Origin of the sequence: Phormidium tenue FACHB-1052 (assembly GCF_014696675.1) — a bacterium.
GTDB classification, from domain to species: Bacteria; Cyanobacteriota; Cyanobacteriia; order Phormidesmidales; family Phormidesmidaceae; genus Nodosilinea; species Nodosilinea tenuis_A.
Map to the genome: position 1 here is coordinate 38,856 of NZ_JACJQN010000005.1, position 25,795 is coordinate 64,650.

The window sequence follows — 25,795 nt, forward strand, 5'->3', positions numbered from 1 at the left end:
CTAAAGAGTCGGTCACGGGGTGACGCTTATCCGAGTCGAATGCCTTAAATAGGAAGGGGCAGTCAAGGTGACTACCACGCAAGGCAGAGATATACACACAACCATTAACAAAGTGTTACATTCATAAACATGAAGTCATATTAGAGAGACGTCATCATGGATATTCGCCAAGAGTTACCCCTTGAGCAACAGTTCGAGCTTCGGGTGTTTGAAGAGCAAGTGCAATCGCTTTCCCCAGAAGATGCTCAAACTCTGCTCGTGCAGCTCAAAGAAGCAATGCTGTACCAGACCACCACGTTTCGCGAGATTCTAAAGAACACTTGGGATATTGGTAAAGGACCTGACTCCCTGCGCGAAATCCTAGCAGAAGGATAATTTCCCCGTTGGAAATGCCAATGATCTCAAGACAGTTCATGCCTAGCGCTCACACCGACAATTAGCCCGGCTTCTTCCTTCTTGAATGTTTGGAAAAAGCCGGGCTAGAGTCTTGTCGGGCATCCACAGTCCATAGCGCTATTTCACGCTGGGATAAATAATTCCGCAGCGGCAGTTGGAAAAGATAATTGTCGAACTGCCCACCTAAACTTTGACTATCTAAATAACTTGAGAACTACCTACGATCGCTGCAAAGCCAGCACTTGATCAGAGGTCATGGGTTCGGCGGTCATGGTGTAGAGCACGCCCTCCCGCACCGAAACCAGGTTTAAGTAATACTCGGCTTCGCCGGGCTTGCTGACGGCATATACCCGCACCCCAGAGTCTATCGACAAGACTTCGCCGGTGACGTTGCTCACGGTGTAGCCCTGGGATTCGAGCTGCGCTTCTAGATCGCCTGCGGCACTGCGCCAGCTGCTGCTCACCGGGCTGCGCCAGCAGTCGGCCAGCCCTTCGCAGGCGGCCTGAGCCCCATCTAAATGGGGAAAGTTGGCATAAAGCGCAGGCGGGGCAGGCGGGTCTACGACGGGTTCGGGGGGAGGAGTTACAGCGGGTTCTGGGGTCTGCGCTACGGGCTGAGGCGATGGCTGGGGCTGAGCGGCAGAAATTGGTGGCGGTGTTGGAGCCTGGGGCGCAGCCGGAGGAGGTGCAGCAGTTGTATCTGGCATAGGCTCCGCTGGGGTCACAACTGGAGGCGCTTCTACGGTGGACGGCAGCACGGTTAGGGTGACATCGTCTAGCGGTGGAGGCGTTTTTACTAGGTCTTCTGCCAGGGGGGGAGCCGGATTTGAGTCGGGGATGACTAGGGCTAGCAAGACACCATGGGCGGCGAGGGAGGCGATCGCACACCCTATTCCCAGCCACGACCGCGATTTGCAGGGCAAGCTCCACGGGAAGCGCCCCTGGGGCTTGGATACGGGGCGGCGTAGGGAGAAGGGCGGGGTAGTTAGTCTGGGAGTCATTGTCGAAAGGTTGCGATCGCAGATGCGGTTAAGCTAACAAGACTTATTCTTCATTGGCCATTCTAAAGCTATTCTTCTCTAGTCTCAAGCCCTTGCCTGTAGGGCACTGACTCAGTAGCAGAGACATCGGCGAAGCGCAAGGGTATTGCGACCATCCGCCACAGGGCTAAGCTAAAATGCGGCATTATCAAGAAGCGGTCGCATTAAGCGATACAATTCAACTTGACATCTCAATGCTCTGGGGCCATCCGGTTGGAGTTGCCTAGGGATTTAGTTGAGATTTAATTTTTGGAGGTAAACAACCCTATGAGATTAGGAAGACGTGCATTTTTAGGAGCCGGTGCTGCCGCCGCCGCTGTAACCGCAGGCTACCTGCGCCAGCGCCCTGCCAGCGCCCAGTTTGGCTTTCGCCGTGGCCCGGTAATTAATCTCTATTCTGCTCGCCACTACGACACCGACGACCAGATCTACACTGGCTTCCGAGAAGCGACGGGCATTCGCGTCAACGTGGTTGAGGCCGAGGCCGACCAGTTGATCGAGCGCATCAAGAGCGAGGGCGAAAACAGCCCCGCCGACCTGCTTATGACCGTAGATGCTGGTCGCCTCTGGCGCGCTGAGCAAGAAGACATGTTCCAGCCGGTCACCTCATCGATACTAAACGAGGCGATTCCCGAAAATCTGCGCCACCCCGACGGGCTGTGGTTTGGCCTGACCAAGCGGGCGCGGGTGCTGGTGTACAACAAAGACACCGTTGACCCCGCTGAGCTATCGACCTACGAAGATCTGGCCGATCCCAAGTGGCGCGGGCGGATTCTGGTTCGCAGCTCGACCAATATTTATAACCAGTCCCTGGTTGGGTCGATGATTGCCGCCCACGGAGCCGAAGACACCGAAGAGTGGGCGCGGGGCCTGGTGGCCAACTTTGCCCGCGATCCTGAAGGGGGCGACAGCGACCAGATCAAGGCCGCAGCGGCTGGGCTGGGCGATGTTGCCATCTCTAACACCTACTACTTTGCTCGCCTGGCCAAGTCTGACAAGGCCGAGGAACAGGCGATCGCTGAAAAGATGGGCGTGTTTTTCCCCAACCAGGGCGATGGCGCTAACGGACGCGGCACCCACGTCAACATCAGCGGTGCCGGGTTGGTCAAGACTGCGCCCAATGCTGAGGCGGCGGTGAAGTTCCTGGAGTATCTGGCGAGCCCCGAGGCCCAGCGCATCTTTGCCAATAGCAACAACGAGTACCCCGTAGTGGCAGGCGTTGATGTTGACTCTGTGGTGGCAGGCTTTGGCGAATTTAAAGAAGACCCGCTGAATGCCTCGGTGTTTGGCAGCAACAACCCCGAAGCCCTGCGCATCACCGATCGCGCCGGTTGGAAGTAGGGTTCTCGCTTTAGGGGTCTCTTGCTTTAGGGGTCGGGTGCCTAGCTGTGTTGTAGAGGCTTTGCTTCTAAAGTGGCAGGCACCCGACCCCTTTAATGGATCTTGACGGCCAAGCTCTGAGACTCAACTATGAGGGTGGGAGACTCAAGGCCGAGATCCTAAGACTCGACGGTAAGGCGATCGCACCTCAATCCCCAAGATTTAAACCTCGGAAGCGAGGCCACGATTCTCACAGTTGAGACAAAAAGTCTCGACGGCGAGACTCACACTCTCGCGGGTCAACATAGATAGACTCAAGCCTGAGTGTTTTAGCCTCGACGCTGAGTCTCAGCGCTTCGCCCTTGAGGATCAGAACCTCAAGCGGCTAGGGCCGAGCCTCGGCCATCACGTCTACTTTCTCGGCTTTTTGACGCATAGACTTAAAGCGCTCGCCGAGCTGGGCGGCGACGGCTTTGAGACCGGGCTGACGCTTGGCGGCGGCTTTGACATAGTCATAGACGCTGAGGCTGCTGGTCATGGCTTCGCTGCCGACGGCTAGTAGGGTGTCGTCAACCTTTTCGGTCATCTGGCGCAGGTTGAGGCGCAGTTCGCTCAGCACGGTGGCAAGTTGGTAGTCGCGGGCTAGCTCGGCGGTGTCGAAGCTGGCGGGCAAAATATCGGGGTTGGCCTGGGCGGCGGTGAGGCTATTGCTGACAAAGGCCAGGCTTTTATCGCCCATTTTGTAGAGGCGGCGACGCTCTTCGGCGGTGAGGTTGACCAAGAACGGCATCTTTTGCTGAATGGTAGCCAGGGCAGCTTTGATTTCGTTGAGGTCTGCGGTAGACAGGTCGGCACTGATGTTTTGGTATGGCATAGGTAGAGCACCGTTGCGATGGTTAAGGTGGCAAATGACGGCCATCTGCCATTGCAATAAGGTGCCCAGGGGCTGAGGGGCGATCGCCAGGGCAACTCCATCTGTAAGAGGAGAGCTTTGGGCCTGTGCCTAGGAAGAGAGCTATTCAATGCGATCGGGAATTTTGGGTTGGGCGGCTTGATAGTGGGTTTCGCAGAGCCAGAGGTAGTCGCCAGTGTAGGTCGCTACGGCTATAAAGTTTCCACATCTCTTCAAGCACCCCATTCTCTCAATAGAACATTCCTTCCTTCTGCCATCCATTGCTTTGCTTTTTTCTTGTCGTCGGTAAAAATCCTAAGGTGCTCCAGATGCTTTAAGGGGGAGAGGTCGCTCACCTGCGTTTGGGATAAGTGCAATTCACTAAGCTGTGCGAGGGTACTCAAGGGCGAGAGATCGATCACTTGAGTTTGATCCAAAGACAAGAAACTAAGCTGTGCGAGGGTACTCAAGGGTGAGAGGTCGCTCACCTGCGTTTGATCCAAAGACAAGTTACTAAGCTGTGCGAGGGTACTCAAGGGTGAGAGATCGATCACTTGAGTTTGGTCCAAATACAATTCGCTAAGTTGTGCGAGGGTACTTAAGGGCGAGAGGTCACTCACCTGCGTTTGGGATAAAGATAAGGTTTTGAGCTGTACGAGGGAACTCAAGGGCGAGAGGTCGCTCACCTGCGTTTGATCCAAAGTCAAGTTACTGAGCTGCATGAGGGTACTCAAAGGCGAGAGGTCGCTCACCTGCGTTTGATTCAAAGACAAGTGACCCAGCTGCATGAGGGTACTCAAGGGCGAAAGGTCGCTCACCTGCGTTTGATCCAAAGACAAGTGACCCAGCTGCGTGAGGGTACTTAAGGGCGAGAGGTCGCTCACCTGCGTTTGATCCAAAGTCAAGTTACTGAGCTGCATGAGGGTACTCAAGGGCGAAAGGTCGCTCACCTGCCCTTGGGATAGGAACAAGTTACTGAGCTGCGTGAGGACACTCAAGGGCGAGAGGTCGCTCACCTGCATTTGGAATAAAAATAAGGAACTGAGTTGTGTAAGGGCACTTAATGGCGAGAGATCTTTCATCTGAATTCGGAATAAAAACAAGTAACTGAGCTGCGTGAGGACACTCAATGGTGAGAGACTGCTCACCTGCGTTTGGCTCAAAAATAAGTAATTAGCATGAGATAAAACTTGGGATAGATAGATGTCACGATCAAAAACATTCCATCCTTGACCGAGCGCTTGACCTACTCTGAATTGATCTGACTCAAATGTTGCTTTTGCATACTCTGCCAAGGTCTCCATCGCGCTGCGAGTCCCTATTCTGATCAGAGCTTCAATACAATTACTTGCTTCCTCAACCGAATATGCAGCGTTATAGATTAAGAGAGGCACTACTTCATTGCCTGCTCTCACTACCATAGCCACTTCATCGTCATCCTTAGGTGGCATCAGCAATTTTGCAGAAGCCAAAACTGAAGCACGAGTCTTGGGAGGAACTGTTACCGCTGTTTCTAAACAAGCAACTGCCAACAAGTGTAAAAATTGGCAATCTTCAGGGTTGTTATTCCCGTGGGCAATCAAAAATTCTAAAAGCCTTTCGCATTCTCTAGGTCTAGCCAAGCCTGCTGCTGCAATGATAGCTTCGCGCCACTGATCATCTGAAGTCTTTTGCAGCAGTTCTTCCAAGCAGTCATCGCGCAAAATTGCCTCTGCAGCCAAATACTCTTGAAACGTGCGGTGGGCAAAGTCTATTTGACCCACTACAGGTTCACGTAGGAGCGCTGCTCGATCAACAAATAATTCTCGAATTTGCCTGCCAGTTACAGTTTCAGGTAGGCTTGTGTTTTTTAGTTCTAGCTGAAAATGGTTGTCTACCCGGTCAACCTCTAAGCTTGAAAGATTTAAGCGCATAAACTTTAAAGCTAGGCTGCGTAGCAGTTCTAGCTTTTGTGTTTCATTTAGCCCGACTTGATATGTTTCATCTAACGAGATTTCTCGTCCAACATCTCGCCGATTCAGTAGCATATCAATACATTCTTGGTAGAGTTGTAACCTCGCGCTTGGCAAGGTTTCTAGCCTCTCCCGATGTAGAGCGCAAATCATTGCACAGAGCAATGGTGTCGAGGCCAATCGCTGGAGTTCAGGTCGCTGTCGCAGCTGACGAATAAGCTTCTGTGCTGTTTGCTCAAGATTTTGCTCTAAATCCAGTGGTGAGTCGCCTAGCGCTTTATGCCATTGGGTTACAAACGCCTCTACCTTAGTTGGCGTCATTGGCTCTAGCATGAGATTTTTAAAGTCGTGAGTACCGAGCCAGTCTTCCCAGGCTTGCCAAACATCGCCCTCCGCAGTCTTTAGCCCAGACGGTCGAGAAGTGACAACATAGGTCGCGTAAGGAAAATCTCGTACCAAATCTTTTAAGGCTTCAAAAAAGTCTTCTCGGGCTTGCCTAGGCAACTCATCTACCCCATCAATGAGCACCAGCGCCTGTCCTCGATCTAAATACTTGTGTACCCACCCCTTTGGCATCTGCGCTGCAATATTTTTAGCAATTAACGCCGGGAACTTTTCAGGGGGTGGAAACTCGTCCCCAATCAGACTACGCAAGCGAACAAAAAACGGAATTTTAACATTCCAGTTTATGAGTTTTCCTTTAAAACTCTGGCTCGCTGCCCGCACTGCCAGCCATTGCATCAAAGTACTTTTACCTGCCCCCGCACCCCCACGGATCATTAGTCGCCGACAGTCACATATAGCCTCATCGACCTGGCTTAATACTCTCCTTTGCTCCCTGTCTGGCAATTCGCCATCTATATCGTGATGACCCGCTTTTAAGACCTTGGTCGCACTTTCTTCATCGTCGTTATCCACGATTCCACTCGCCGATAGCGTAACGTAAGCCATACTCAGGCTTTGCTGGCTCGTTAAACGATCCATGCGGGGCAGGCCAAACACCTCCAAACGATCTAGTTCGTCTCCCACCACCTTGCGATATCGTTCTACAAAGGCATCCTCTGCTTGAATCGCTAGAGCGCGCTCTAGCCCCAACTCTCTAGCGAGGGCTTCTAACCGCTGCAACATTTCGGCAGTTTTTGCTTGCTCATACCCCTCTACCGCAGGTGCAGCCTCAATCAATCGCCGACTCACCATGGCTATGGTCTGCTTATATATCGCCTGCTCAGCCGCTGAAAAATCGCGGTCTACCCCTGGATTTACCTCTATCAGGTGCTGCTCTAGCGTTGCTGCATCAAAATTCATGTCTGCTAGGCCTGCCTGAGTCAATCCAGCTGAAATTAATGTTTGAGCTAGCCCCAACAAAATTGCATCACGGCTGTTTATTGTCACCTGCCTGTCGCGTCCCTTAAACAGCGGACGAATATCGTTCGCCATTTGCTGAGCAATTTTCGTCACCTCCGGTGATTTGCTAAACCCATCCGCTTCAAGCTTTAGCAAATCACGAGACACTGTACCCATGGTCTTGGGTATAACTGCATTAGCCACCTTCGATTTAACATCGAAAGCCGCCAATAACCCTTGTGCCAGAGGTGGCCCAACAACTTTGAGAACAAGCAAAGACGTTGACATTATGCAAAACCTTCTCTACCGCCTCAGTTATAGCCCGCCCATCCCGTTTGCGGGCCACCCGTGCTGGCTACCGCACCACAACTCCTGCCAGTGCTACGATCAACCCATCTAGCCTGTGCACCAAAACCCATGCCTGAACCGACCTCAGCCTTTCAAAAAGCCATTGATGCGGTCGAGTCTCTTTCCCTTCAAGATCAAGAGGCTGTGCTCACCCTGTTGCAAAAACGCATCGCAGACCAGCGCCGCAAAGAACTCAGCCAAAGCGTTACCGAAGTTCGTCACGAGTTTGCTCAAGGCAACGTTCAGTTCGGTTCAGTTGACGATTTCATGGCAGGTCTAGACGATTGAGACGCCTTGCCTGGACACCAAGATCGCAGCGGGCCTTCAAACGCCTGGTCAAGCGAAACCCACAACTCAAACAGACCATCCGACAAACCCTAGAGCTGTTAGTTCGAGACCCCTTTGAGCCATCGTTGCGAACCCATAAGCTCTCTGGAAGCTTAGAAGATGTGTGGTCATGCTCGATCGATTACAAACTCCGCATCCTATTTGAATTTGTAGACGATCCAGAAATGCATGAGCAAGCCATTCTTTTGCTCAATCTCGGCTCACACGACGAAGTGTACTGAATAGTAGGGTTCCTACCTGCTCACTTCCCTTCGTTGGCGATCTGCTTGCTCAGCCACAGCACCGGCAGCAGCCCCACCAAAATGATCGCCAGCGCCGGGGCCGAAGCCTCAATCAGCCGCTCATCGGCGGCATATTGATAAACCCGCACCGCCAGCGTGTCAAAATTAAACGGGCGAATAATCAGCGTCGCGGGCAGCTCCTTCATCACATCCACAAACACCAGCATGGTGGCCGTGAGCAAGCTACTACCCAGCAGCGGGCGATGAATTTTCATCAGCGTTTGGTTAGGGGTTTGCCCCAGACTGCGGGCCGCATCATCCAGCGAGGGCTTAATTTTGCCCAACCCCGCCTCGATCGCCCCAAAGCTCACCGCCAAAAACCGCACCAGGTAGGCAAACAGCAGCGCAATAATCGTGCCGCTCAGCAGCAGCCCAGTCGAAAAGCCAAACGTCTGCCGCATCCAGGCATCGATCGCATTGTCAAACTGCGCCAACGGAATCAGCGTGCCCACCGCAATCACCGCCCCCGGCACCGCGTAGCCCAGATTGGCCCCCTGCACCGACAGCTTGAGAAACGACGTGCCGTTGAGCCGCAGACCATAGGCCATCACCAGCGCCAGCAGCACCGCCAGCACCGCCGCCAGCACCGCCAGCACCAGGCTGTTAAATCCCAGCACCACAAAGTCGCCGTTGAGAGTGTCTTCGGCATTGCGAATTGTCATCCCCAGCAGCAGTCCGGTGGGGATGATCAGCCCCAGCAGCACCGGGGCAGCGCAGGCCAGCCAGGCCCCCACCGCCCTCAGCCCGCCCAGCCCATAGCGCGACTGCGAAATCGTGCGGGCCATGCCCTGGTAGTAGCGAGCCCGACGACGCGATCGCTGTTCCAGCACCACCAGCGCAAAGATAAACAGCAGCAGCACCGCCGACAGCTGCACCGCCGCCGGGCGATCGCCCATACCAAACCAGGTGCGATAGATGCCCGTGGTAAAGGTCGAGACGCTGAAGTAGGCCACCGTGCCAAAGTCGTTCAGGGTTTCCATGAGGGCCAGGGCGGTGCCAGCGGCGATCGCCGGTCGAGCCAGGGGCAGCGCCACCGACCGAAAGCTGCTCCAAGGGCCGCAGCCCAGACAGCGGCTGGCCTCCAGCGTCGCGGTTGACTGCTCCAGAAACGCCACCCGCGCCAGCAGATACACGTAAGGGTACAGCGTCAGGCTAAACAGCAAAATCGCCCCCTCAATCGAGCGAATGTTGGGAAACCAGTAGTCGGTGGCCTGCTGCCAGCCAAACAGGCCGCGCAGGGCCGTCTGCACCGGGCCAAAGTACTCCAGCGTGTCGGTATAGACGTAGGCGAGGATGTAGGTGGGAGCCGCCAACGGCAGCAGCAGCAGCCACTCAAACCAGCGCCGGCCCCAAAACTGGCAGGTGCTCACCAGCCAGGCGGTGCTCACCCCGATCGCCAGCACCCCCAGCCCCACCCCCACCATCAGCATCAGCGAGTTGCGAATATATTCGGGCAGCACCGTCGCCGCCAGATGCCCCCAGGCATCGCTGGAGTTAGTAAACAGGCTGGCGAGAATGATTGCCACCGGCAGCAGCATCACCAGGGCGATTAGCCCCACGCTCAGCGTCCAGCCGTCGGGCCGTGGTAGTGAGGCTTTCCAGGGGGCACCGAGGGATTTCATAACCAGCAATTATTGCTACCCATTCCTTTTAGCACAGAACGAAACCCTGCCCACCCACCGCGTCAGGATTCAAAAGCCTTCTATAGCAAAAGAAGGACTTTGGGCTGATTGGGGCCGCACATAGCCCGAGTTTTCGTTACTGAAGTATGCTTTGCAGAGAGTTCCTGCGGGGCCAGGTTAGCCCCCGCCAAGCCACCCCAGGCCAGGGTGCGAATTTCGCCCCTCGCCCTCCAGAGCCCAACTGCCCGTTGCCGATCTGACTATGGATATTCTCAATCTTTTAACCCGTCTGCTGCTGTGGCTTGGCATCGGCTACTTTTTGTGGTGGGTGCTCAAAAAATTCATTCCCGCCAACTTTTTAACCTGGTTCGGCGGCGCGATGATCTTGGCGCTGATTGCGGGGGCGTTTTTATTCCCCGACGACAGCACCATTGGGGTGTTTTGGCAGTTTTTGGTGTTTCCGCTGACGCCCCTGGGCGGGGCGATTACGCTGCTGGCGCTATCGTTAAGCGACGGCATGAAAAAGGTGAATGGGCGCATGGTAACTGCGGCGCTGCTGATCTTGTTTTTTGCCAGCATGCCGCTGATTGCGCGGGCATTGGTCAACCATTCTGAGCAGTCGGTGCAGCGGGCCTACGCCAGTCAGCAGCGACTGTGTAGCGACATCTGCCCCGCGATCGATCAAGTGCCGGTCGATCGAGCCGTATCAATTGTGGTGATTGGCGAAAACGCTGACGCCTACCGCCTGACCAACGCCCTCAACAGCCGCATCGACGCCGACAACCCCCTCGACCCGGCGCTGGTGGCCCAGCTCAACAGTGCCGCCAATGTTTACAACCGCATTGGTGCGGCCCGCCCCTACGTCACCGTTACCGCCGGGCCTCGGTTTGGCACGGGCGAAGAGCAAGAACCCCTCAGGCAGGCGATTCGTCAGCAGTTGGTGGGTCGGGGGGTGCCCTCAGAGAGCATTCGGGTTGAGGCCACGGGCACCGATGTCCACGCCGCAGTGGTTGACCAGAGAGATTTTTTGACCGAGCAAGGATTGTTTACTGCGCCTGTGCGCGCGAGCCGCTTTGACACGACCCGCACCAACCGCGACGCCAACCGGGTGGTGCTGGTGGCCCCCGCTTTGACCATGCGCCGCGCCGCCCTGGCCTTTGAGAACGAGGGCATTCAGGTGGTGGCGGCCCCCACCGAGCTCTATAGCACCCCTAACCTAGAAAACCGCGATACCCTGGCCAGCCTGGCCGACCTGGCCCCCAACGTCAACGCCCTGGCGCTAACCACGCGCTACTGGGGCGAGCTGCTGAGCGCCATCTACTACTACCTGCGAGGCTGGCTGCCCCCCTTTAGCATGCAGTGGGACGAGGTAGTTGAGACAATCTAATGGCCCGTGCTGTGCCTCCAATGCGTCCCTCCAAATTCGTCTAGGATAGGGGGGCAATTAGGGCGGATGTTATGGCGCGATCGCAGCTACAAAAACTGGGTACCTACCTCAGACCCCACTGGCGGCAGACGGCCCTGGGGGTTGTTGCACTCTTTATTGTGAACTTGGTCGGCGTGTGGATACCGCTGCTGATTCGCAATGGCATCGACGAGCTTCAGGTCACCTTCAGCTTTGACCGGATCATGTACTACGCGCTGCTGGTGCTGGTGCTGGCCTCGGTAATGTGGGTGATTCGCATGGTGTCGCGCATTACCCTGTTTGGGGTGGGTCGCCAGGTGGAGTTTGACCTCAAGCAGCGCATCTTTCAGCACCTGCTGGGCATGGAGCCCGCCTACTTTGGCCGCAACACCGCCGGGGAGCTGATCAGCCGCGCCACCAGCGATGTGGACAATATTCGCCGCCTGCTGGGCTTTGCAATTTTGAGTCTGGCCAACACCCTGTTTGCCTACGCCCTGACGGTGCCGGTGATGCTGTCGATCAGCGTGCGGCTGACGCTGATTTCGCTGATTGTCTACCCGCTGATGCTGGTGCTGGTGCAGACCTTTAGCGATCGCCTGCGCAACGAGCAGCTCCATGTGCAGGAGCGCATCTCCGACCTCAGCGACCTGATTCAAGAAGACATGAGCGGCATTGCGCTGATCAAAATCTACGCCCAAGAAGAAAATGAGCGCCGCGCTTTTAACCACCGCAACACCAGCCTGCTCGACGCCAACCTGAAGCTGGCCCGCACCCGCAACATGCTGTTTCCGCTGCTGGGGGGGCTGGCCAGTGTGAGCCTGCTGGTGATTTTGGCCACGGGGGCGGGGGCGATCGCCGAGGGGGTGATCACTGTGGGCGATTTTGTGGCCCTGCTGCTGTACGTCGAGCGGCTGGTGTTTCCCACCGCCCTGCTGGGGTTCACCATCACCGCCTACCAGCGCGGCGAAGTCAGCATCAACCGCATCGAAGAAATCCTCGATGCCGAACCTGAGGTGCAGACGGCCACCACTGCCATCCCCCTACCCCTAGAGCAGGTCAAGGGCAGTCTAGAGGCCCGTCACCTCAACTACGCCTACCCCGACAGCAAAGTTCCGGCGCTGGATGAGGTCAATTTTAAGATTGCACCGGGGGAGCAAATTGCGATCGTCGGCCCGATTGGCTCGGGCAAATCGACCCTGGCCAACGCCTTGCCCCGCCTGCTCGACATCGGCCCCGGCCAGCTCTATCTAGATGGCTACGACGTGACCGAGCTGCCGCTTGCCGATTTGAGACGGGCGATCGCCTACGTGCCCCAAGACAGCTTTTTGTTTAGCACCAGCATCAACAACAACATCCGCTACGGCGAACCCATGATGGAGTTCCCCGAGGTGCAGTACGCCGCCAAGCAGGCCCAGATGGATGAAGAGATTCAGAACTTTCCCCACCACTACGACACCATCGTCGGTGAGCGCGGCATTACCCTCTCTGGGGGGCAGCGGCAGCGTACCGCCCTGGCCCGCGCCCTGGTGGTCGACGCCCCTATTCTGGTGCTCGACGACGCCCTCTCCAGCGTCGACAACCGCACCGCCACCGCTATTCTCAACGCCCTCTCGGAGGGCACTCAGCAAAAGACGGTGCTGTTTATCTCACACCAGATGTCTGCTGCCGCCACCGCCGATCGCATCTTTGTAATGGATAAAGGGCGCATCGTGCAGCAGGGTCGCCACCGCGACCTGGTGCAGCAGCCGGGCCTTTACCGCAACCTGTGGGAGCAGCACCAGCTGGAGTCCGTATTGCAGTAGCGCCAGGCGGTTGGCTCCTGACAACATGGTTTCTATCCACCGCTCACGCTAAGTTTTCAAATTGCGAGAATGGAGAAGTTCACTGCATCAGGGCGCGGCTTGTAGTCGCCCTCAGGAGGACTCACTATGACCATTCAGCTGGATCACACGATCGTATCGGCCCACAACCGAGACGCGTCAGCGCAGCTCCTCGCCGAGTTGCTGGGTGTTCCCAGCGGGGCGGCACCCGAAGGGCCATTTTTTGCGGTGTATATCAACGACGGCTTAACTTTCGATTTCATTCAAACCGATCAGCCGTTCCCAATTGAGCACTACTGCTTTCGGGTTGAGGAAGCCGAGTTCGATCGCATCTTGGCCAGAATTGAAGCCGCTGGCATTGACTATCGCAGCACGGTTCGCGGGGCTACCGACAGGCAAATTAACACCGACTACGGCGGCAGACTGATCTACTGGAACGAACCCGAAGGGCATCAGTGGGAAATGCTGACGGTCAGCTATGCCCGCCAGTCTTGATGCCTTCCGTAGGCAGTGAAGCTTCAGGCAAATTACTGCTCTGGTTTAGGCGGCTCGTCGAGGTGATCGGGGTTTAGCGCCTTGCGGGTCAGGTTGGTGGTGTACCACCCGGCAGAGAGCGCCAGCATAGCCCCACCGCCTTGCAGCGCCAGTTTTTCGGCGGTGAGCCCCTCGTGAAACAGGGCAACGCCAAAGGAGCCCAAATAGACGTATAGCGTGATCACCGGCAGCATGCCCACCCAGGAGAAAAAGCAGTACTGCCAAAAGTTCACCTTGGTGCAGCTAAACCCATAGTTGAGCAGGTTGGATGGCACCAGGGGGGAGAGCCGCGTCAGCAGCAAAATCTTCCAGCCTTTTTGACCGACGGCGTGATCGAGGCGAGCAAAGCCGGGGTTTTTGGTCATCCAGCGCTTGATGCGATCGCGCGCTAAAGTACGCCCCACCCAAAAACAGGCGATCGCCCCCAGAGTGTCAGCCACCGAAGCCACCACAATGCCCTGCACCAAACCAAACACGGCCCCGGCCACAAGGATAAGTACGATGTTCGGTAGGCCAAACACAGTCGCCAGCAAATACACCACCACAAAGGCTGGAGCCGCCCACCACCCCAGCGAGTTAAGCCAGCTTTCGGTACTCACAAACCAGTCTTGCAGCGGCAGTTGACTGCTCAGCAGCGCCACAACTACGCCTACCCCGACCAACAGCCAAAACCTTCGGCTCCGCAAAATTGTCAATTTCATACCTGTCAGATCCCATGCCAACAGGGACAGGCTGGGGGAATGGTTAACTTTAATCAGCGATCGCAACTTTCGCCGTCTGCCTTGAGAAACGTAAGCGTTGCAGACAACCTTAGTATGGATGCCTGATACACTCCTCCCTCGGAAGATGTAAGCCCATGGCTTTCCTGTCAAGATGGGACAACTTAAGCTGGAGCAGGAGTCGGCATGCAACTCGATGGCGTCATTTTAGATATTGATGGCACGCTGGTTTTGAGCAATGATGCCCATGCCCAGTCCTGGGTTGAGTCCTTTGCTAGCCAAGGCTATGAGGTGCCCTACGACCAGGTGCGATCGCTGATGGGCATGGGCGGCGATCAGCTCATGCCCAAGCTGATTCCTGAACTCAATGAGGCATCAGAACCCGGCAAGACAATCGCCAGCGATCGCAAAGCACTGGTCTTGAATGAGTATGTGCCCCACATAAAGGCTGCCAATGGTGCGCGATCGCTAGTCGAAAAAATGCTGGAAGCTGGCCTGCACGTCGTGATTGCTACCTCCGCCAGCCCAGAAGAACTGGAGGTCATGCTCAAGATTGCCGAGGTAGACGATCTGCTGCACGAAGCCACCACCTCCAGCGATGCCGAAAATTCCAAGCCCGCCCCCGACATTGTTGAAGCCGCCGTCAAAAAGGCCCAGCTCGCGCCCGATCGCATGGTGATGCTGGCTGACACCCCCTACGACATTGAGGCAGCGGGCAAAGCCGGGGTGAAGGTGATTGCCGTGCGCTGCGGCGGCTTTAGCGATCAGGAATTAGAAGGTGCGATCGCCATCTACGACGACCCCGCCGACTTGCTGCACCACTACGATCGTTCTCCCCTGGGGCAAGCCGCAGCGGGTTAACCCCGATCGAGGAAGGTCTTCGAGGAGGTCGCTACACTCAAGCTATAGCTGTGTCGAGCCGTCTTTTATGAAACTGGGCCAGAGTCTGCTAGTTGTGGGGGTTGTGGTGATCGGGGTGGGGGCGCTGCTCTTGTGAACCTACAGCGCGGCCTTGTCCCCTATGTGCCCGATGCCCTAAAGCGGAGCGATATTCAAATTCCGGTGCGGCGGAACTGATAGCACCATCCTTGCTCATCAAGCCCTGGCAAGGGCAGTTCCCCCATCAACGGCGAAAGCTGAATGATGTAGCTGACCAAAGTCGGGTTGCCCGCCTCATCATAGGCATCATCCAAATCATCAAAGTCCTGATTGTCGGGATTGTCATTGAAGTGAATGCGCGCCGTCATGCTGGTGGCATAGGCGTAGACATCGACCCGATAGGTGGCGGGGGGCACCTCAATCACCTGGAAGACCTCGTAATGCTGATCGGCAGGACGCCCAGAAATGGCGTGAACTAAGTCATCGGCATAGCCTCCTCCACAGAGCAACACCAGCTTGCCACAGGGAATCGCTAACTTCCAGGTAAATCGCCCTAACCAACTGCTCTGTTCCGGCTCCGTCAAATCTCCCAAAACAAACAGAGTGCTTCGATCTAGCGCACAGTCACCGTCGAAGGCGAGGGGAATGCAAACCCCCTGCCTGAGTAGGGGTTCAATCGTCGCTGGGGTGCTATCTAAAATGGTCTGGGAAAGCACCGTTGGATCTAGCCCACTGCCACCCAAGCTACTCGAAGTCAGCAGGTAGCCCCCGCCATCGCAGAAAAAGTTCGGTGAAATGGGAACGCGGCGGGGAGAAGTTGGCGCATCGATCATGGGGAAATTTGCAAGCAGGATCTTAGTAAAACTATAGCCACCGCCCTCCCAGCACAACGCACCAGCCAGAAGGTTAAGCCCGCCATCGCGATCGCCAGGGTGGTGGTCGTCAACCCCGATTACCCTACTGCGGCAGGTTTTAGTGGCCCTTGACCACTTATAGCGACCAGCTAGACCCGTTCGGCGGTCTTCCCCCTGGTTCCTCGCAATCCGGTACAGTAAGCCTAAACCCTCCTTACCACGTCCATGACCACGACCAAACTCAAGCCCGATTGGGTCGGCGACGATCTGCTCTCGCGCCTCGTCAACCGCGCCATTCAAACCCCGGCCCTCTACGCGCTGATGAAGCGCCAGGCCCGCCAGGTGTTGATCAAAACCGCCGAAAAAAATGGTGTGCCCTGGCGGCAAACTTGCATTGACCTTGATCGGCCCGAAATGCGGCAGCGATTGGCCGAGATCACCAATCCAGCGGTGGTCTACCCCGACTATTATCAGGTGCCTTTCCACGCCTACAGCGAGGGCAACCTCTGCTGGCAAGCCGCCTTTGAAGCTGCCCCCGCCACCTACGCCATGGCCCTGCGCGTTTGGCCCCAGGAAGACATGTCCTGGCAAGAAGCCCAGGCTCGCCTGCGCCAAAGCTTTCTAGATGTGCTTGACCAGCACGGCACCGCCGAGGTGAACGACATTCTAGATGTGGGCTGCTCCGTGGGCATCTCCACCCTCAGCCTGCACCGCCACTACGCCCAAAAAAATCCGGTGCGCACCGTGGGGCTAGACCTGTCGCCCTACATGCTGGCGGTGGCTCAATCCCAGGATGCCAACGGTGAAATTGCCCAGTGGATGCACGGGGCGGCAGAAGCAACCGGCTTTGCCGATGCGTCTTTTGATGTGGTAGCTATGCAGTTTGTCACCCACGAGCTGCCCCGCACCGCCACCCAGGCGATTTTTGCCGAAGCCCTACGGGTGCTGCGGCCCGGTGGTGCGATCGCCATTGTTGACAACAACCCCAAATCGCCCGTAATTCAAGCCCTGCCCCCGGTGCTGTTTACGCTGATGAAAAGCACCGAACCCTGGAGCGATGACTATTACACCTTCGATTTAGAAGCCGCTTTAGTAGAGGCTGGCTTTGAGTCACCCATCACGGTACCCAGTGACCCCCGCCATCGCACCTTGGTAGCACGGAAGGGGTGAGGGGGTAAGGGGCGCAACGCTTATGGCTGGGGCAACCTCTGTAGTGCTGACAAAACCAATCCAGACAAAGTGCGTCCGTAGAAATGCGGGTAGAATAGGCTCAGTGCTGGCGTGGAACACCTTGCCTTTGCACAGGGTTGGCGATCGCAACTCCAGTTCCCAGACCGCCATCCGCACAGCCTCAGTAGCAGCAGGGATAAACCATGGGTGAATGGCTCGATCACAGCGTATTAGTCGATGTCGATGTACCAGTAGAAACCTCCTGGGATCTGTGGTCTGACCTGGAGCAAATGCCCCGCTGGATGAAGTGGATTGACTCCGTCAAAATCTCTGACGCTGACCCCGAAATTTCAGAATGGAAGCTGGCCTCGCGGGGGCTAGAGTTTACCTGGCGCTCTAAGATCACCAACTTGATCACCCACCAAATCATTCAGTGGGAGGCGATCGACGGGCTGCCCAACCGGGGAGCGATTCGCTTTTACGGCAAGGACGGCCAGTCCACGGTTAAGCTCACCGTGTCGTATTCGGTGCCCGCCGTCATCAAGTGGATGGATGGGTTGTTCCTGGGTCGATTGGTCGAAGCTACGCTGCAAGACGACCTCAACCGCTTCCGCGACTACGCTATGGCGAACAAACAGCCCCCCGCGGCCTAGGCACCATGGGCCTTACGGTAGAGCAGCTCCCCATCCCGGCCCTAGCGGCAGGCTTTCACCACAGCTGGCAGGCGCTAACTAGCGTGCTGGAAACTCTACCTGGCGAGCAACGCTTGCCCTACGCCACGCTGCTGCTCACCCGTCTGATTGCCGTGGCGGCTCTACAACAGCGGGGCTACCTGAGCGGTGACGAGTGGTATTTGCACAACCAGTTTGGCCAAAGCCAGAAGCGCGAGCTGGATGGGTTCTTTTCCCAAGTGCTGCAACCTCTCTGCCAGCAGGGGTTTACCCTACCCGCTGAGGAGCGCCCTCCGGTTTTGCAACAGCGGTTTGGGCCGCTGCCCTTTTTGCCCACGGGGCCGTTTCGGTTTACCGAGCTAGATCAGCGCTGGGGCCATATTCCCCTGCCCGATGCTGCCTTTGAGCCGGCTCTGCACTGGCTGGCCGACCTAGCGGCGGTTCCCGCTGGGCTAGATGCGGGCTTGGGTGTGCTGCTAGAGCAGGCGGTCAATGGTCATGACGGAGCCGCGATCGCAACGCCAGAGCCGCTGCTAAGGGCGCTGTGCGATCGCACTATCCACGCCACGCTGCTCGACCGAGCCGAGGCACTGCTCGGGCGTCGCCATCGCTCCACTGAACAGCTTTTAAAGGAGCTTTCCCCTGACGCAGCCGGAGCGCTGTTGGCAGAGCTGGGGCAGCTCACCCTGCTCGACCCCGCCTGTGGTTCAGGGCGCTTTCTGGTGGCGGCGCTCAATCAGCTGATGGAGTTGGCCCTGGGATTGCGGGCGATCGCCATTCAAGATTCGGCCAAAACTGTGCCCAACTGGGCCAAACCATCCCCCCAAAACCCCACCCTAGGCCTCTACCAACACCTGACCACCCACGTTCTCTACGGCCTTGATCTGTGGCCCCCGGCGGTAGAGCTAGCTCGGCTGCAGCTATGGCTCCAGGGCATGCAGCACACCAGCCAACCGGCAGAACTCACCGCATTACCTGACCTAACCCTGACTGTACTTCACGGCAACGCTCTGGTCGGTCTAGTACGCGTCGATGACGAACGATTTGACCAGGTGCAGCCCCGGCGCGGCGCTAAAGACCCAGAACAAGCCGCCCCGCTCCAGGGCAATCTACTCCAACCCTTGATCGCCGACAGTTACCAGTCTGTGCTAGTTGATCGCCAGGTGCGGCTGGAGCATTACCGCAGCCAGACCCAGCTGTTAGCCGAGGTGGGCAGCGTGCCCGCCTACGCCCAGACCGACTTTTTGCGCGATCGCCTCGACGAACTCAACACCATTGCCCAGAGCAAGCTCACCCACCTGCTGTGGAGTGAGGGCAGCCAACAGCTAGGCCTGCGGGTGCCCGATCCGACGGGCGATCGCCCCACTCGCCCCCTCAGCCAGACTGATGTCGATGCCACTCAGCCCTTCCATTGGGGGTTCTATTTTCACCAGCAGCTGCGCGACCAGGGCGGCTTCGACATTGTGCTCAGCCACTTCCCTCGTGGGGCCGTAGAGGCGACCCAGACCGGCTTTGTGGAACGCTATGCCACCCTGTTTGAGCAAAAGAACGTGGCTCCCTCTACTTTTCAGCACAACCGCCAGCCGGTGCTCACCATTGACCCCGATCTCACCCAGGCCTGGGCCGAGTACCGAGGTCAGTTCACCTGGCTAAACAACTACCTGCGCCGCTCTGACCAATATCCCCACAGCAGCTCCGGGCCTGAGGGCTTGAGCCAGGGCCGACTCTCCTGGTCGCGGTTGTTTTTGGAACGCAGCCTGCAATTGTTGCGGCCTGGCGGTCGCTGCGGGGCTTTGCTCGACCCCTTTTGGGCACAGAGTAACAGCGCACCCCTGCGCCACTGGCTCCAGCGCCAAACCGATCTAGCCACGGTGCTCGACCTGTCAAATCACCAAAAGCTCTGGCCCGATGTGCCCTCTCGCACAACGCTCTGTGCGCTGTGGCTGCGACACCAGGGGCCGACTCAAGGCAGCCCCTACGCCGCCTATGCCAAGCCCGATACGGCCTTAGCGCCGACAGCTCTAGCGGGCGTGCTGCAACGCCTCATCCACCTGGCGGAATAGGGTGGGCAAGTCGGCGGAGTTGTCGAGCGCCACATCGGCTAACGCCACCTTGCCTACCAAGGGCATCTGGCTGTGAATGCGGGCGGTGGCCTGCTCAGCCGTCAAACCGCTGCGTTCCATCAAGCGCTGGCGTTGGCGCTCAAATGGACAGGTCACCACCCAAATTTCGCTCACCTGACCGACCAGGTTGGCCTCAAATAATAGGGGAATGACTTGCACGACGACAGGAGCCTCGGTCAGTTTGGCCATTGCTGCCTCGAAGTGCCGTCGCACCACCGGGTGAATCTGCTGCTCTAGCCAGGCTTTTTCGGCGGGCTGGTTAAAGATGATTTCCCCCAGTTTTCCCCGGTTCAGGGTGCCGTCGGCATGCAGCAGGGATGATCCATAGCGGGTGGCGATCGCCCCCAACGCCGCCGCCCCCGGCTCCACCGCCTGGCGAGCGTAGATGTCGGCATCTAGCACGGGCAGGTGGTGGACTCGCGCCAGGTAATCCGACACGGTTGATTTGCCGGTGGCAATGCCCCCGGTTAGCCCGATGATGCGCTGGCCCATGCGGCGATCGCCTCCGTTAGCCCGTCTAAGGTATATTCCGCTGGCTCAATATCCACCCGGCCCAAAATCTCGTGGCAGCTGTCTGAGGTTTTGGGGCCAATGGAGGCGATCGCCACCCCTTTTAGCACCTCGCGCCAGCCCGCGCCCAAGCCCTGTTCCAAAAGCTGCGCCGTATGCACGACGGTTTTCGAACTGGCAAAGGTGATCACATCCACCCGGCCCTGCTTTAGCGCTGCTAGGGCACCGGCATCGGGAACCTCTGGACAGCCCGACTCGTAGGCGGCCACTTCTACCACCTCAGCCCCGGCGGCAGTGAACTCCTGCACCAGCACTTCCCGTCCGCCGCTTTCCACGCGGGGGAACAGCAGCCGCTGCCCCGCCACGGCTTCAGGAAAATGATCGACCAGGGAGTCGGCCACAAAATCGGGCGGGATAAAGTCCGGCACCAGCCCCCGTTTTTTCAACACCGCCGCTGTTTTGCGGCCCACCACGGCAATTTTGAGCCCACTTAAGGCGCGCAGATCCTTCCCCTGATCCAACAGTCGATCGACGAAGAAATTCACCGCATTAGCAGAGGAGAGAATTAGCCAATGGAAGGTGGGGAGGGCCGCGATCGCCCCATCTAGCCCGGCCCAGCTTGAGGGCGATCGCATCTCCAAAGCGGGGAGATCGACCACTGTGGCCCCCTGGGCAGTGAGCAGGTCGGCAAAGGCGCTGGATTGCTCGGTGGCGCGGGTGATGAGGATGGTCTTCTGGGTGAGGGGTAAGGGGGTGAGGGGGTGGTGGGGTGGAGAGTTTTGAATTTTGAACTTTGAATTTTGAGTTGGCTCAGATACAGCCAAGTACCGACGCAGTCGTACAACTTCCCCAAACACCATCACACAGGGCGACAGCGTTTCACCTCGCGTCACCTGGTGAATGGTGAGCAGAGTACCTTCCCACACCTGCTGTTGGAGGTGACCACCCCAGCGGATGATAGCCACGGGCATATCGCCTCGGCAACCATTTTGACGCAAGCGGTGAACAATCTCTTCAAGGTGGCGGCTGCCCATCAGCAGCACTAGGGTACGCAGGCGGGCCAGGGTGGGCCAGTCGAGCAAATCAAGATCGTGGGCGGTAAAGACGCCAAAGCCGTGGCTCCACACCGGGTCGGTGAGGGGAATGCCCGCCAGCAGCGGTGCTGCCAGAGCGGAGGAAACACCGGGCACCACTTCCACCGGGCAGCCTGCCTCGTGCAGCGCTTGCACCTCGGCAGCGGTGCGACCAAAAATAAAGGGGTCGCCGCTTTTGAGCCGCACGACCTGGCGACCTTCGAGGGAGAGTTTCACCAAAAGCTGGGTGATCTCGCTCTGGGGTGGGCTGGGCTGTCCGCCGCGTTTGCCGACATTGATGCGATCGCACCCCCTCGGCAACAACCCCAACAGCCCCTCATCCACCAGCGCGTCGTACACCAGACACTCGGCCCGCTGCAATAGATCACGCCCCCGGAGGGTGAGGTAGTCGAGACTCCCCGGCCCGGCCCCAATAATATAGACAGTCCCTGGCTCAGTCATGGTGCATTACGCAGCTTGGGTTAACCGGGTTAGGGCGGCGATCAGGGCGTGGTTTTGTTCCTCAGTGCCCACCGAAATTCGCAGTTTGTCGTCTAACCGGGGTTGTTTGAAGTAGCGTACCAAAATGCCCTGCTCTTTTAGGGCCAGATATAGCTGCTCGGCGTTGCCCTGGGGCGGCGTGGCCAAAACAAAATTGCCGTGGGAATCGAGCACGGTGAACCCTAGCTGCCGCAATTCTTTGGTCAATGCCGCCCGTGAGGCTTTGATCTTGGCTACACAGGCGTTTTTGTAGGCCTGATCGCGGATGGCTGCTGTGCCTAGGGCGATCGCAAGAGCATCCACGTTATAGCTGTCTTTCACCTTAAATAGCTCAGCCAACAGCGCCGGATTAGCCACACCAAACCCCAGCCGCAGCCCCGCCAGCCCATAGCCTTTGGATAAGGTACGCAGCACCACCACGTTGTCAAATTCCTGCACCAGCGACAGCGCCGAACCCTCGGCAAAATCTACATAGGCTTCATCCACCACGACCAAGCCTGCGGCCTGTTGCGCCAAGTCTCGCAGGTCAGACAGTGCCACCACGTGGCCCGAGGGGCTGTTGGGCGAAGCGATGAACGTAATCGCCCCCTGGGCCGCCACCAGATCCTTTAAAGGAAACTGAAAATCGTCGGGATAGGGCACCTCGACCACGGTGGCAGGTTGCAGCGCCGCCAAGGTGCGATAGAGCACGTAGGTCGGGGTGGGGTAGACAATTGGTCGGGCTAGATCGTCCGCACAGGCGCGCACCAAAAGATTCAGCAGGTCATCGCTGCCGTTGCCAACAATGACCCAGTCCGCCGGTACGCCCAGAACTTCGGCGATCGCTTGGCAAAAGTTGCGGGCAAAGGGGTCAGGATACCGCCTGAGCAGCTCAGGTTCGACCTGCCGCAGCACCTCGATCACCTGGGGCGACGGCGGGTAGGGGTTCTCGTTGGAGTTGAGCTTGATGATGTCAGTGCCGGGGCGGGGCTGTTCTCCGGGCACGTAGCCAGCCATCGCGGCGATGTTGGGGCGAACGTAACTCATTTACGGCTAAATCGTAGGGATCAGAGTACTTCCTGTGAAATGCTGGATCACAGAAATTTAACCTGTCGAGGCAAGGTTTGATATGTTGACCTTTTACCATACCCCGCTGTCGGTTAACTCTCGCCGAGTCTGGGTGGCGCTTCTAGAGAAGAATTTACCCTTCGAAGCCATTGTGATGAACCTGGGAGGCGACCAACTTCAGCCCGAATTCTTGAGCCTCAACCCCTTTCACCACATCCCCGTGCTGGTTGATGACGGCTTTAGCGTGATCGAATCCTTCGCCATTCTGGACTATCTGGAAGCGAAATACCCCACACCGTCGCTGCTGGCCACAACTCCAGAAGCTGTCGCCACCATGCGTATGGTCGAAATGGTGACGGTGAATGAGCTGGTGCCCGCCATCAATCCACTGATCAAAAAAATGATGGGCTTTGGCCAAGAGTCTGACGATGCGATCGCCCAGGCCAAGCAAAAGGCCGAGGTGGTGCTCAAGTTCTACGCCGACAAGCTGGCTGATCAGTCCTTTTTCTGCGGCGAACAGCTCACCCTAGCCGATGTGGTGGCGGGCACCTTTGCCCCCTGGTTTGAGCAGTTGGGCCTACCCATGACCGACTACCCCACCCTGCAAACCTGGACTAGCCGCCTGATGGAGCGCCCCGCCTGGCAAACGACTCAACCTACGGCACGGGAACTAGCAGCGTTTCGCGATCGCATGAAAGAGCGCATGGCCGCCCAAGGGCAATAGTGATTCGTCGGGTGCCTCTCTGGGGTTGGATGCTGGGGTTGGGGGCGATCGCCCTCAGCCTGCGTCTGACTGGCCTGGGCCGCATCCACGGGCTGGTCTTCGATGAGGTCTACTACGTCCCCTTCGCGATCGACTATTTGCAGGGAACGCCCAGCTTCGATGCTCATCCCCCCCTGGCCAAATACCTGATCGCCCTGGGCCTTTGGCTTGGTCAATGGCCCGCCTCCTGGCTAGGTTGGCCCACGGTGGAAGTAGAGGGTGCTCTGGTCAGTCCGATTGCCTTTCGCTGGCTGAATGCGATCGTGGGTGCGACGGTTCCGGTACTGTTGGCAGCTCTGGCCTTTGCCCTCAGCTATGGATACCGGCCCCAGCGCCGTCACACCTTCGCCCTCCTGACCGGATTGCTGATGACAGTGGAAGGGCTGACTCTAGTCGAGTCGCGCCTAGCATTGATCAATATTTATGGGCTGGCCCTGGGGCTATTGGGGCAGTGGGCCTCGGTCAGGGCGGGGCAGGCTGAGCATCCCTCGCGCTGGCGCTGGGTAGCAGGCCTCGCCCTGGGGGCTGCCGTCAACGTGAAGTGGAACTGGGCTGGGCTGTGGCTGGGTCTGCTGCTGTGGGAAGTTTTTACAATCGGCGGGGAAGCCCCTCTCCCTAAATCCCGCTTCCCAGGGGAGATAAACGTTGAAGTTCCCTCTGGCTCCCCTTCTCCCTGGGGGATAAGGGGCTGGTGGCTGAGGGGCAACCCCTGGTGCAGAAGGGTGATCTACCTGGGCGTGATTCCCCTAGCGACCTACCTACTGCTGTGGCTGCCCCATCTGGCGCTGACAGGCGAATCGCTAGGGGGCATTCACCGTCGCCTTTGGGCCGCTCACCAATCGATCGCAGCGGGGGCGGGCCACGATTACTGCTCGCCGTGGCACAGCTGGCCGTTGATGGTGCGCCCGGTAGCCTACTTTTACGAACGGACTGGCCAAGGCGCAACGGCTATAGCCACGACCATTCACGCCATGGGCAACCCAGTGCTGTGGTGGCTGGGGACAGCGGCGATCCTAGCCCTGGGGCTGGGCTGGCTGAGTCGGCAACTGACGAGTAAAAATCGCTGGGTCGGGTCGCCAAGCAATGCCGTGGTGCCGTTTATTCTGCTGAACTACCTCACTAACTGGTTGCCCTGGGCGCTGGTGAGCCGCTGCACGTTTCTGTACCACGCCATGGGGATGGCGGCATTGAGCACCCTGGGGCTGGCCTGGCTGATGGCGCAGTGGTGGCAGAATCCTCGCGATCGCCCCCTGACCCTGGTGCTGCTGGGGGCGATCGCCCTCAGCTTTTGGTTCTGGCTCCCCCTCTACCTGGGCCTGCCCCTCTCACTAGAAGCGCTCCACCGCCGCTGGCTGCTGCCGGGGTGGATCTAGCCGGTTGTCTCAATATCCGTGTTCCGCCAAAAATTCTAGAGAGACACTGCCTCCGGTTGTGGCCTGCTCTTTGCCCCCCATAAACTTCTCTACATACTTGCCCAGCACGTCGCCCTCTAGGTTTACGGCCTGGCCGGGGCGCAGGTGTTGCAGCGTGGTCTCGCGGTAGGTCACGGGGATCACCGCCACGGCAAACCAGTTGCCGCTGGGGCTACAGTCAGCCACCGTCAGGCTAATGCCATTCACCGCAATGCTGCCCTTGGGAACGATGTAGCGAGCCACCCGGCGATCGCCCACCGTAAAACTGAGCTTCCAGGCGTTGTCGGTTTCGATCGCCGCTTCTAAATGCCCCTGTCCGTCGATGTGGCCGGTGACAAAGTGACCACCAATCTTGCTGCCCACCCGCAGCGACGACTCCAGGTTGACTCGGCTGCCATCGGGCAGGCTGCCTAGAGAGGTGCGATCGAGGGTTTCCGGCGAAACCGCCGCTACAAAGCCATCGGGCAAAATGGTCTCCACCGTCAGGCAAATGCCGTCTACGGCAACGCTGTCGCCCAGTTCAACGTCGGTGAGCGCGTGGGGCAGGGGCGCAGTCTCCCAGCGTATATAGGTTTGGGTATCGCCCTTGTGAAAGAGCGTCCCCGTCGCTTGAATTAATCCGGTGAACATGGCCGTAACCTTAGGGAAAATCTTAGGGAAATTGCAGACGACCTTGGCCGCGATCGGGGCATACTTAAAGCAATAATTTTTTTCTTTAGAGTATCCCAGATTCAATCAGCCAATAGCTAAGCTTTAGATAGACTAGACGAG

General features: G+C 57.7%; 23 protein-coding genes. 13 read left to right on the forward strand and 10 right to left on the reverse strand.

The window, feature by feature from the left end; translation table 11 throughout:
• The first annotated feature begins 156 nt into the window (after positions 1-156).
• On the forward strand, positions 157-375 hold the full coding sequence (locus tag H6G07_RS08820) for an NblA/ycf18 family protein (protein ID WP_073610526.1): 219 nt from the start codon (positions 157-159) through the stop codon (positions 373-375).
• A 239-nt stretch (positions 376-614) separates the two neighbouring features.
• On the opposite strand, the gene H6G07_RS08825 is transcribed toward H6G07_RS08820, so the two are convergent.
• Entirely contained in the window at positions 615-1,397 is a 783-nt protein-coding gene (locus H6G07_RS08825; protein WP_139297153.1) for a hypothetical protein, read from the reverse strand.
• 306 nt (positions 1,398-1,703) lie between these two features.
• Here H6G07_RS08825 and H6G07_RS08830 point away from each other — a divergent pair, with 306 nt between their 5' ends.
• Positions 1,704-2,777 carry a Fe(3+) ABC transporter substrate-binding protein gene (locus tag H6G07_RS08830; RefSeq protein ID WP_073610524.1) on the forward strand — a complete coding sequence of 358 codons (1,074 nt, stop codon included), beginning with the start codon at positions 1,704-1,706 and terminating at the stop codon, positions 2,775-2,777.
• Between the two features lie 364 nt (positions 2,778-3,141).
• Here the strand turns inward: H6G07_RS08830 and H6G07_RS08835 are convergent, their stop codons facing one another.
• Both H6G07_RS08835 and H6G07_RS08840 read right to left on the reverse strand, forming a co-directional pair.
• Positions 3,142-3,630: a hypothetical protein gene (locus tag H6G07_RS08835; RefSeq protein ID WP_073610523.1), complete on the reverse strand. Its 489-nt coding sequence runs from the start codon at positions 3,628-3,630 to the stop codon at positions 3,142-3,144.
• 251 nt (positions 3,631-3,881) lie between these two features.
• On the reverse strand, positions 3,882-7,232 hold the full coding sequence (locus H6G07_RS08840) for an NACHT domain-containing protein (RefSeq protein ID WP_073610522.1): 3,351 nt from the start codon (positions 7,230-7,232) through the stop codon (positions 3,882-3,884).
• Positions 7,233-7,361: 129 nt separating this feature from the next.
• Between H6G07_RS08840 and H6G07_RS08845 the strand changes: the two genes are divergently transcribed.
• Both H6G07_RS08845 and H6G07_RS08850 read left to right on the forward strand, forming a co-directional pair.
• Positions 7,362-7,580: a hypothetical protein gene (locus H6G07_RS08845; RefSeq protein WP_073610521.1), complete on the forward strand. Its 219-nt coding sequence runs from the start codon at positions 7,362-7,364 to the stop codon at positions 7,578-7,580.
• Complete coding sequence (locus H6G07_RS08850) at positions 7,577-7,861, forward strand: type II toxin-antitoxin system RelE/ParE family toxin (RefSeq protein ID WP_073610520.1); 285 nt, start codon at positions 7,577-7,579, stop codon at positions 7,859-7,861. Before H6G07_RS08845 ends, H6G07_RS08850 begins: the two co-directional genes overlap by 4 nt.
• A gap of 20 nt (positions 7,862-7,881) precedes the next feature.
• Here H6G07_RS08850 and H6G07_RS08855 read toward each other — a convergent pair whose 3' ends face one another.
• Positions 7,882-9,543, reverse strand: a complete 1,662-nt coding sequence (locus H6G07_RS08855; protein ID WP_073610519.1) for an ABC transporter permease — start codon at positions 9,541-9,543, stop codon at positions 7,882-7,884.
• A gap of 262 nt (positions 9,544-9,805) precedes the next feature.
• On the opposite strand from H6G07_RS08855, the gene H6G07_RS08860 reads away from it, so the two are divergent.
• From H6G07_RS08860 to H6G07_RS08870, 3 genes are all read left to right on the forward strand, one after another.
• On the forward strand, positions 9,806-10,930 hold the full coding sequence (locus H6G07_RS08860) for a YdcF family protein (RefSeq protein ID WP_073610518.1): 1,125 nt from the start codon (positions 9,806-9,808) through the stop codon (positions 10,928-10,930).
• 71 nt (positions 10,931-11,001) lie between these two features.
• Positions 11,002-12,750, forward strand: coding sequence for an ABC transporter ATP-binding protein (locus H6G07_RS08865; protein ID WP_073610517.1), 1,749 nt, complete (start codon positions 11,002-11,004; stop codon positions 12,748-12,750).
• Positions 12,751-12,876: 126 nt separating this feature from the next.
• The gene (locus tag H6G07_RS08870) at positions 12,877-13,263 is read left to right on the forward strand and encodes a VOC family protein (protein ID WP_073610516.1); all 387 of its coding nucleotides are present in this window, start codon (positions 12,877-12,879) and stop codon (positions 13,261-13,263) included.
• A gap of 32 nt (positions 13,264-13,295) precedes the next feature.
• Here H6G07_RS08870 and H6G07_RS08875 read toward each other — a convergent pair whose 3' ends face one another.
• Positions 13,296-14,003 carry a TVP38/TMEM64 family protein gene (locus H6G07_RS08875; protein ID WP_073610515.1) on the reverse strand — a complete coding sequence of 236 codons (708 nt, stop codon included), beginning with the start codon at positions 14,001-14,003 and terminating at the stop codon, positions 13,296-13,298.
• A gap of 204 nt (positions 14,004-14,207) precedes the next feature.
• Between H6G07_RS08875 and H6G07_RS08880 the strand changes: the two genes are divergently transcribed.
• A complete protein-coding gene (locus tag H6G07_RS08880; RefSeq protein ID WP_073610514.1) occupies positions 14,208-14,882 on the forward strand; it encodes an HAD family hydrolase in 675 nt (224 codons plus the stop codon).
• Between the two features lie 191 nt (positions 14,883-15,073).
• Here the strand turns inward: H6G07_RS08880 and H6G07_RS08885 are convergent, their stop codons facing one another.
• Positions 15,074-15,733, reverse strand: a complete 660-nt coding sequence (locus H6G07_RS08885; RefSeq protein ID WP_073610513.1) for a hypothetical protein — start codon at positions 15,731-15,733, stop codon at positions 15,074-15,076.
• 246 nt (positions 15,734-15,979) lie between these two features.
• Between H6G07_RS08885 and H6G07_RS08890 the strand changes: the two genes are divergently transcribed.
• The 3 genes from H6G07_RS08890 (at position 15,980) to H6G07_RS08900 (ending at position 19,658) form a co-directional block, all read left to right on the forward strand.
• Positions 15,980-16,924, forward strand: a complete 945-nt coding sequence (locus H6G07_RS08890) for a class I SAM-dependent methyltransferase (protein WP_073610512.1) — start codon at positions 15,980-15,982, stop codon at positions 16,922-16,924.
• 203 nt (positions 16,925-17,127) lie between these two features.
• A complete protein-coding gene (locus H6G07_RS08895) occupies positions 17,128-17,577 on the forward strand; it encodes an SRPBCC family protein (protein WP_073610511.1) in 450 nt (149 codons plus the stop codon).
• Positions 17,578-17,582: 5 nt separating this feature from the next.
• Positions 17,583-19,658, forward strand: coding sequence for a DNA methyltransferase (locus H6G07_RS08900; protein ID WP_073610510.1), 2,076 nt, complete (start codon positions 17,583-17,585; stop codon positions 19,656-19,658).
• On the opposite strand, the gene coaE is transcribed toward H6G07_RS08900, so the two are convergent.
• From coaE to hisC, 3 genes are read right to left on the reverse strand one after another with little or no spacing between them, the layout of a single operon-like run.
• Positions 19,617-20,210 carry a dephospho-CoA kinase gene (gene coaE, locus H6G07_RS08905; RefSeq protein ID WP_073610509.1) on the reverse strand — a complete coding sequence of 198 codons (594 nt, stop codon included), beginning with the start codon at positions 20,208-20,210 and terminating at the stop codon, positions 19,617-19,619. The genes H6G07_RS08900 and coaE overlap by 42 nt on opposite strands.
• Positions 20,186-21,763 carry a uroporphyrinogen-III C-methyltransferase gene (gene cobA, locus H6G07_RS08910; protein WP_073610508.1) on the reverse strand — a complete coding sequence of 526 codons (1,578 nt, stop codon included), beginning with the start codon at positions 21,761-21,763 and terminating at the stop codon, positions 20,186-20,188. Before cobA ends, coaE begins: the two co-directional genes overlap by 25 nt.
• Before the next feature lie 6 nt (positions 21,764-21,769).
• On the reverse strand, positions 21,770-22,828 hold the full coding sequence (gene hisC, locus H6G07_RS08915) for a histidinol-phosphate transaminase (RefSeq protein ID WP_073610507.1): 1,059 nt from the start codon (positions 22,826-22,828) through the stop codon (positions 21,770-21,772).
• Positions 22,829-22,910: 82 nt separating this feature from the next.
• Here hisC and H6G07_RS08920 point away from each other — a divergent pair, with 82 nt between their 5' ends.
• Together H6G07_RS08920 and H6G07_RS08925 are read left to right on the forward strand one after the other, a co-directional pair.
• Positions 22,911-23,573: a glutathione S-transferase family protein gene (locus tag H6G07_RS08920; RefSeq protein ID WP_073610506.1), complete on the forward strand. Its 663-nt coding sequence runs from the start codon at positions 22,911-22,913 to the stop codon at positions 23,571-23,573.
• An 11-nt stretch (positions 23,574-23,584) separates the two neighbouring features.
• A complete protein-coding gene (locus H6G07_RS08925; protein ID WP_139297152.1) occupies positions 23,585-24,985 on the forward strand; it encodes a phospholipid carrier-dependent glycosyltransferase in 1,401 nt (466 codons plus the stop codon).
• A 9-nt stretch (positions 24,986-24,994) separates the two neighbouring features.
• Here H6G07_RS08925 and ribE read toward each other — a convergent pair whose 3' ends face one another.
• Positions 24,995-25,654, reverse strand: a complete 660-nt coding sequence (gene ribE, locus H6G07_RS08930) for a riboflavin synthase (protein WP_073610504.1) — start codon at positions 25,652-25,654, stop codon at positions 24,995-24,997.
• Between the last annotated feature and the right edge of the window lie 141 nt (positions 25,655-25,795).

Coding starts and splice junctions, on each gene's coding strand:
- H6G07_RS08820 (WP_073610526.1), top strand. CDS start 157: ATGGATATTCGCCAAGAGTTACCCCTTGAGCAACAGTTCGAGCTTCGG.
- H6G07_RS08825 (WP_139297153.1), bottom strand. CDS start 1,397: ATGACTCCCAGACTAACTACCCCGCCCTTCTCCCTACGCCGCCCCGTA.
- H6G07_RS08830 (WP_073610524.1), top strand. CDS start 1,704: ATGAGATTAGGAAGACGTGCATTTTTAGGAGCCGGTGCTGCCGCCGCC.
- H6G07_RS08835 (WP_073610523.1), bottom strand. CDS start 3,630: ATGCCATACCAAAACATCAGTGCCGACCTGTCTACCGCAGACCTCAAC.
- H6G07_RS08840 (WP_073610522.1), bottom strand. CDS start 7,232: ATGTCAACGTCTTTGCTTGTTCTCAAAGTTGTTGGGCCACCTCTGGCA.
- H6G07_RS08845 (WP_073610521.1), top strand. CDS start 7,362: ATGCCTGAACCGACCTCAGCCTTTCAAAAAGCCATTGATGCGGTCGAG.
- H6G07_RS08855 (WP_073610519.1), bottom strand. CDS start 9,543: ATGAAATCCCTCGGTGCCCCCTGGAAAGCCTCACTACCACGGCCCGAC.
- H6G07_RS08860 (WP_073610518.1), top strand. CDS start 9,806: ATGGATATTCTCAATCTTTTAACCCGTCTGCTGCTGTGGCTTGGCATC.
- H6G07_RS08865 (WP_073610517.1), top strand. CDS start 11,002: ATGGCGCGATCGCAGCTACAAAAACTGGGTACCTACCTCAGACCCCAC.
- H6G07_RS08870 (WP_073610516.1), top strand. CDS start 12,877: ATGACCATTCAGCTGGATCACACGATCGTATCGGCCCACAACCGAGAC.
- H6G07_RS08875 (WP_073610515.1), bottom strand. CDS start 14,003: ATGAAATTGACAATTTTGCGGAGCCGAAGGTTTTGGCTGTTGGTCGGG.
- H6G07_RS08880 (WP_073610514.1), top strand. CDS start 14,208: ATGCAACTCGATGGCGTCATTTTAGATATTGATGGCACGCTGGTTTTG.
- H6G07_RS08885 (WP_073610513.1), bottom strand. CDS start 15,733: ATGATCGATGCGCCAACTTCTCCCCGCCGCGTTCCCATTTCACCGAAC.
- H6G07_RS08890 (WP_073610512.1), top strand. CDS start 15,980: ATGACCACGACCAAACTCAAGCCCGATTGGGTCGGCGACGATCTGCTC.
- H6G07_RS08895 (WP_073610511.1), top strand. CDS start 17,128: ATGGGTGAATGGCTCGATCACAGCGTATTAGTCGATGTCGATGTACCA.
- H6G07_RS08900 (WP_073610510.1), top strand. CDS start 17,583: ATGGGCCTTACGGTAGAGCAGCTCCCCATCCCGGCCCTAGCGGCAGGC.
- coaE (WP_073610509.1), bottom strand. CDS start 20,210: ATGGGCCAGCGCATCATCGGGCTAACCGGGGGCATTGCCACCGGCAAA.
- cobA (WP_073610508.1), bottom strand. CDS start 21,763: ATGACTGAGCCAGGGACTGTCTATATTATTGGGGCCGGGCCGGGGAGT.
- hisC (WP_073610507.1), bottom strand. CDS start 22,828: ATGAGTTACGTTCGCCCCAACATCGCCGCGATGGCTGGCTACGTGCCC.
- H6G07_RS08920 (WP_073610506.1), top strand. CDS start 22,911: ATGTTGACCTTTTACCATACCCCGCTGTCGGTTAACTCTCGCCGAGTC.
- ribE (WP_073610504.1), bottom strand. CDS start 25,654: ATGTTCACCGGATTAATTCAAGCGACGGGGACGCTCTTTCACAAGGGC.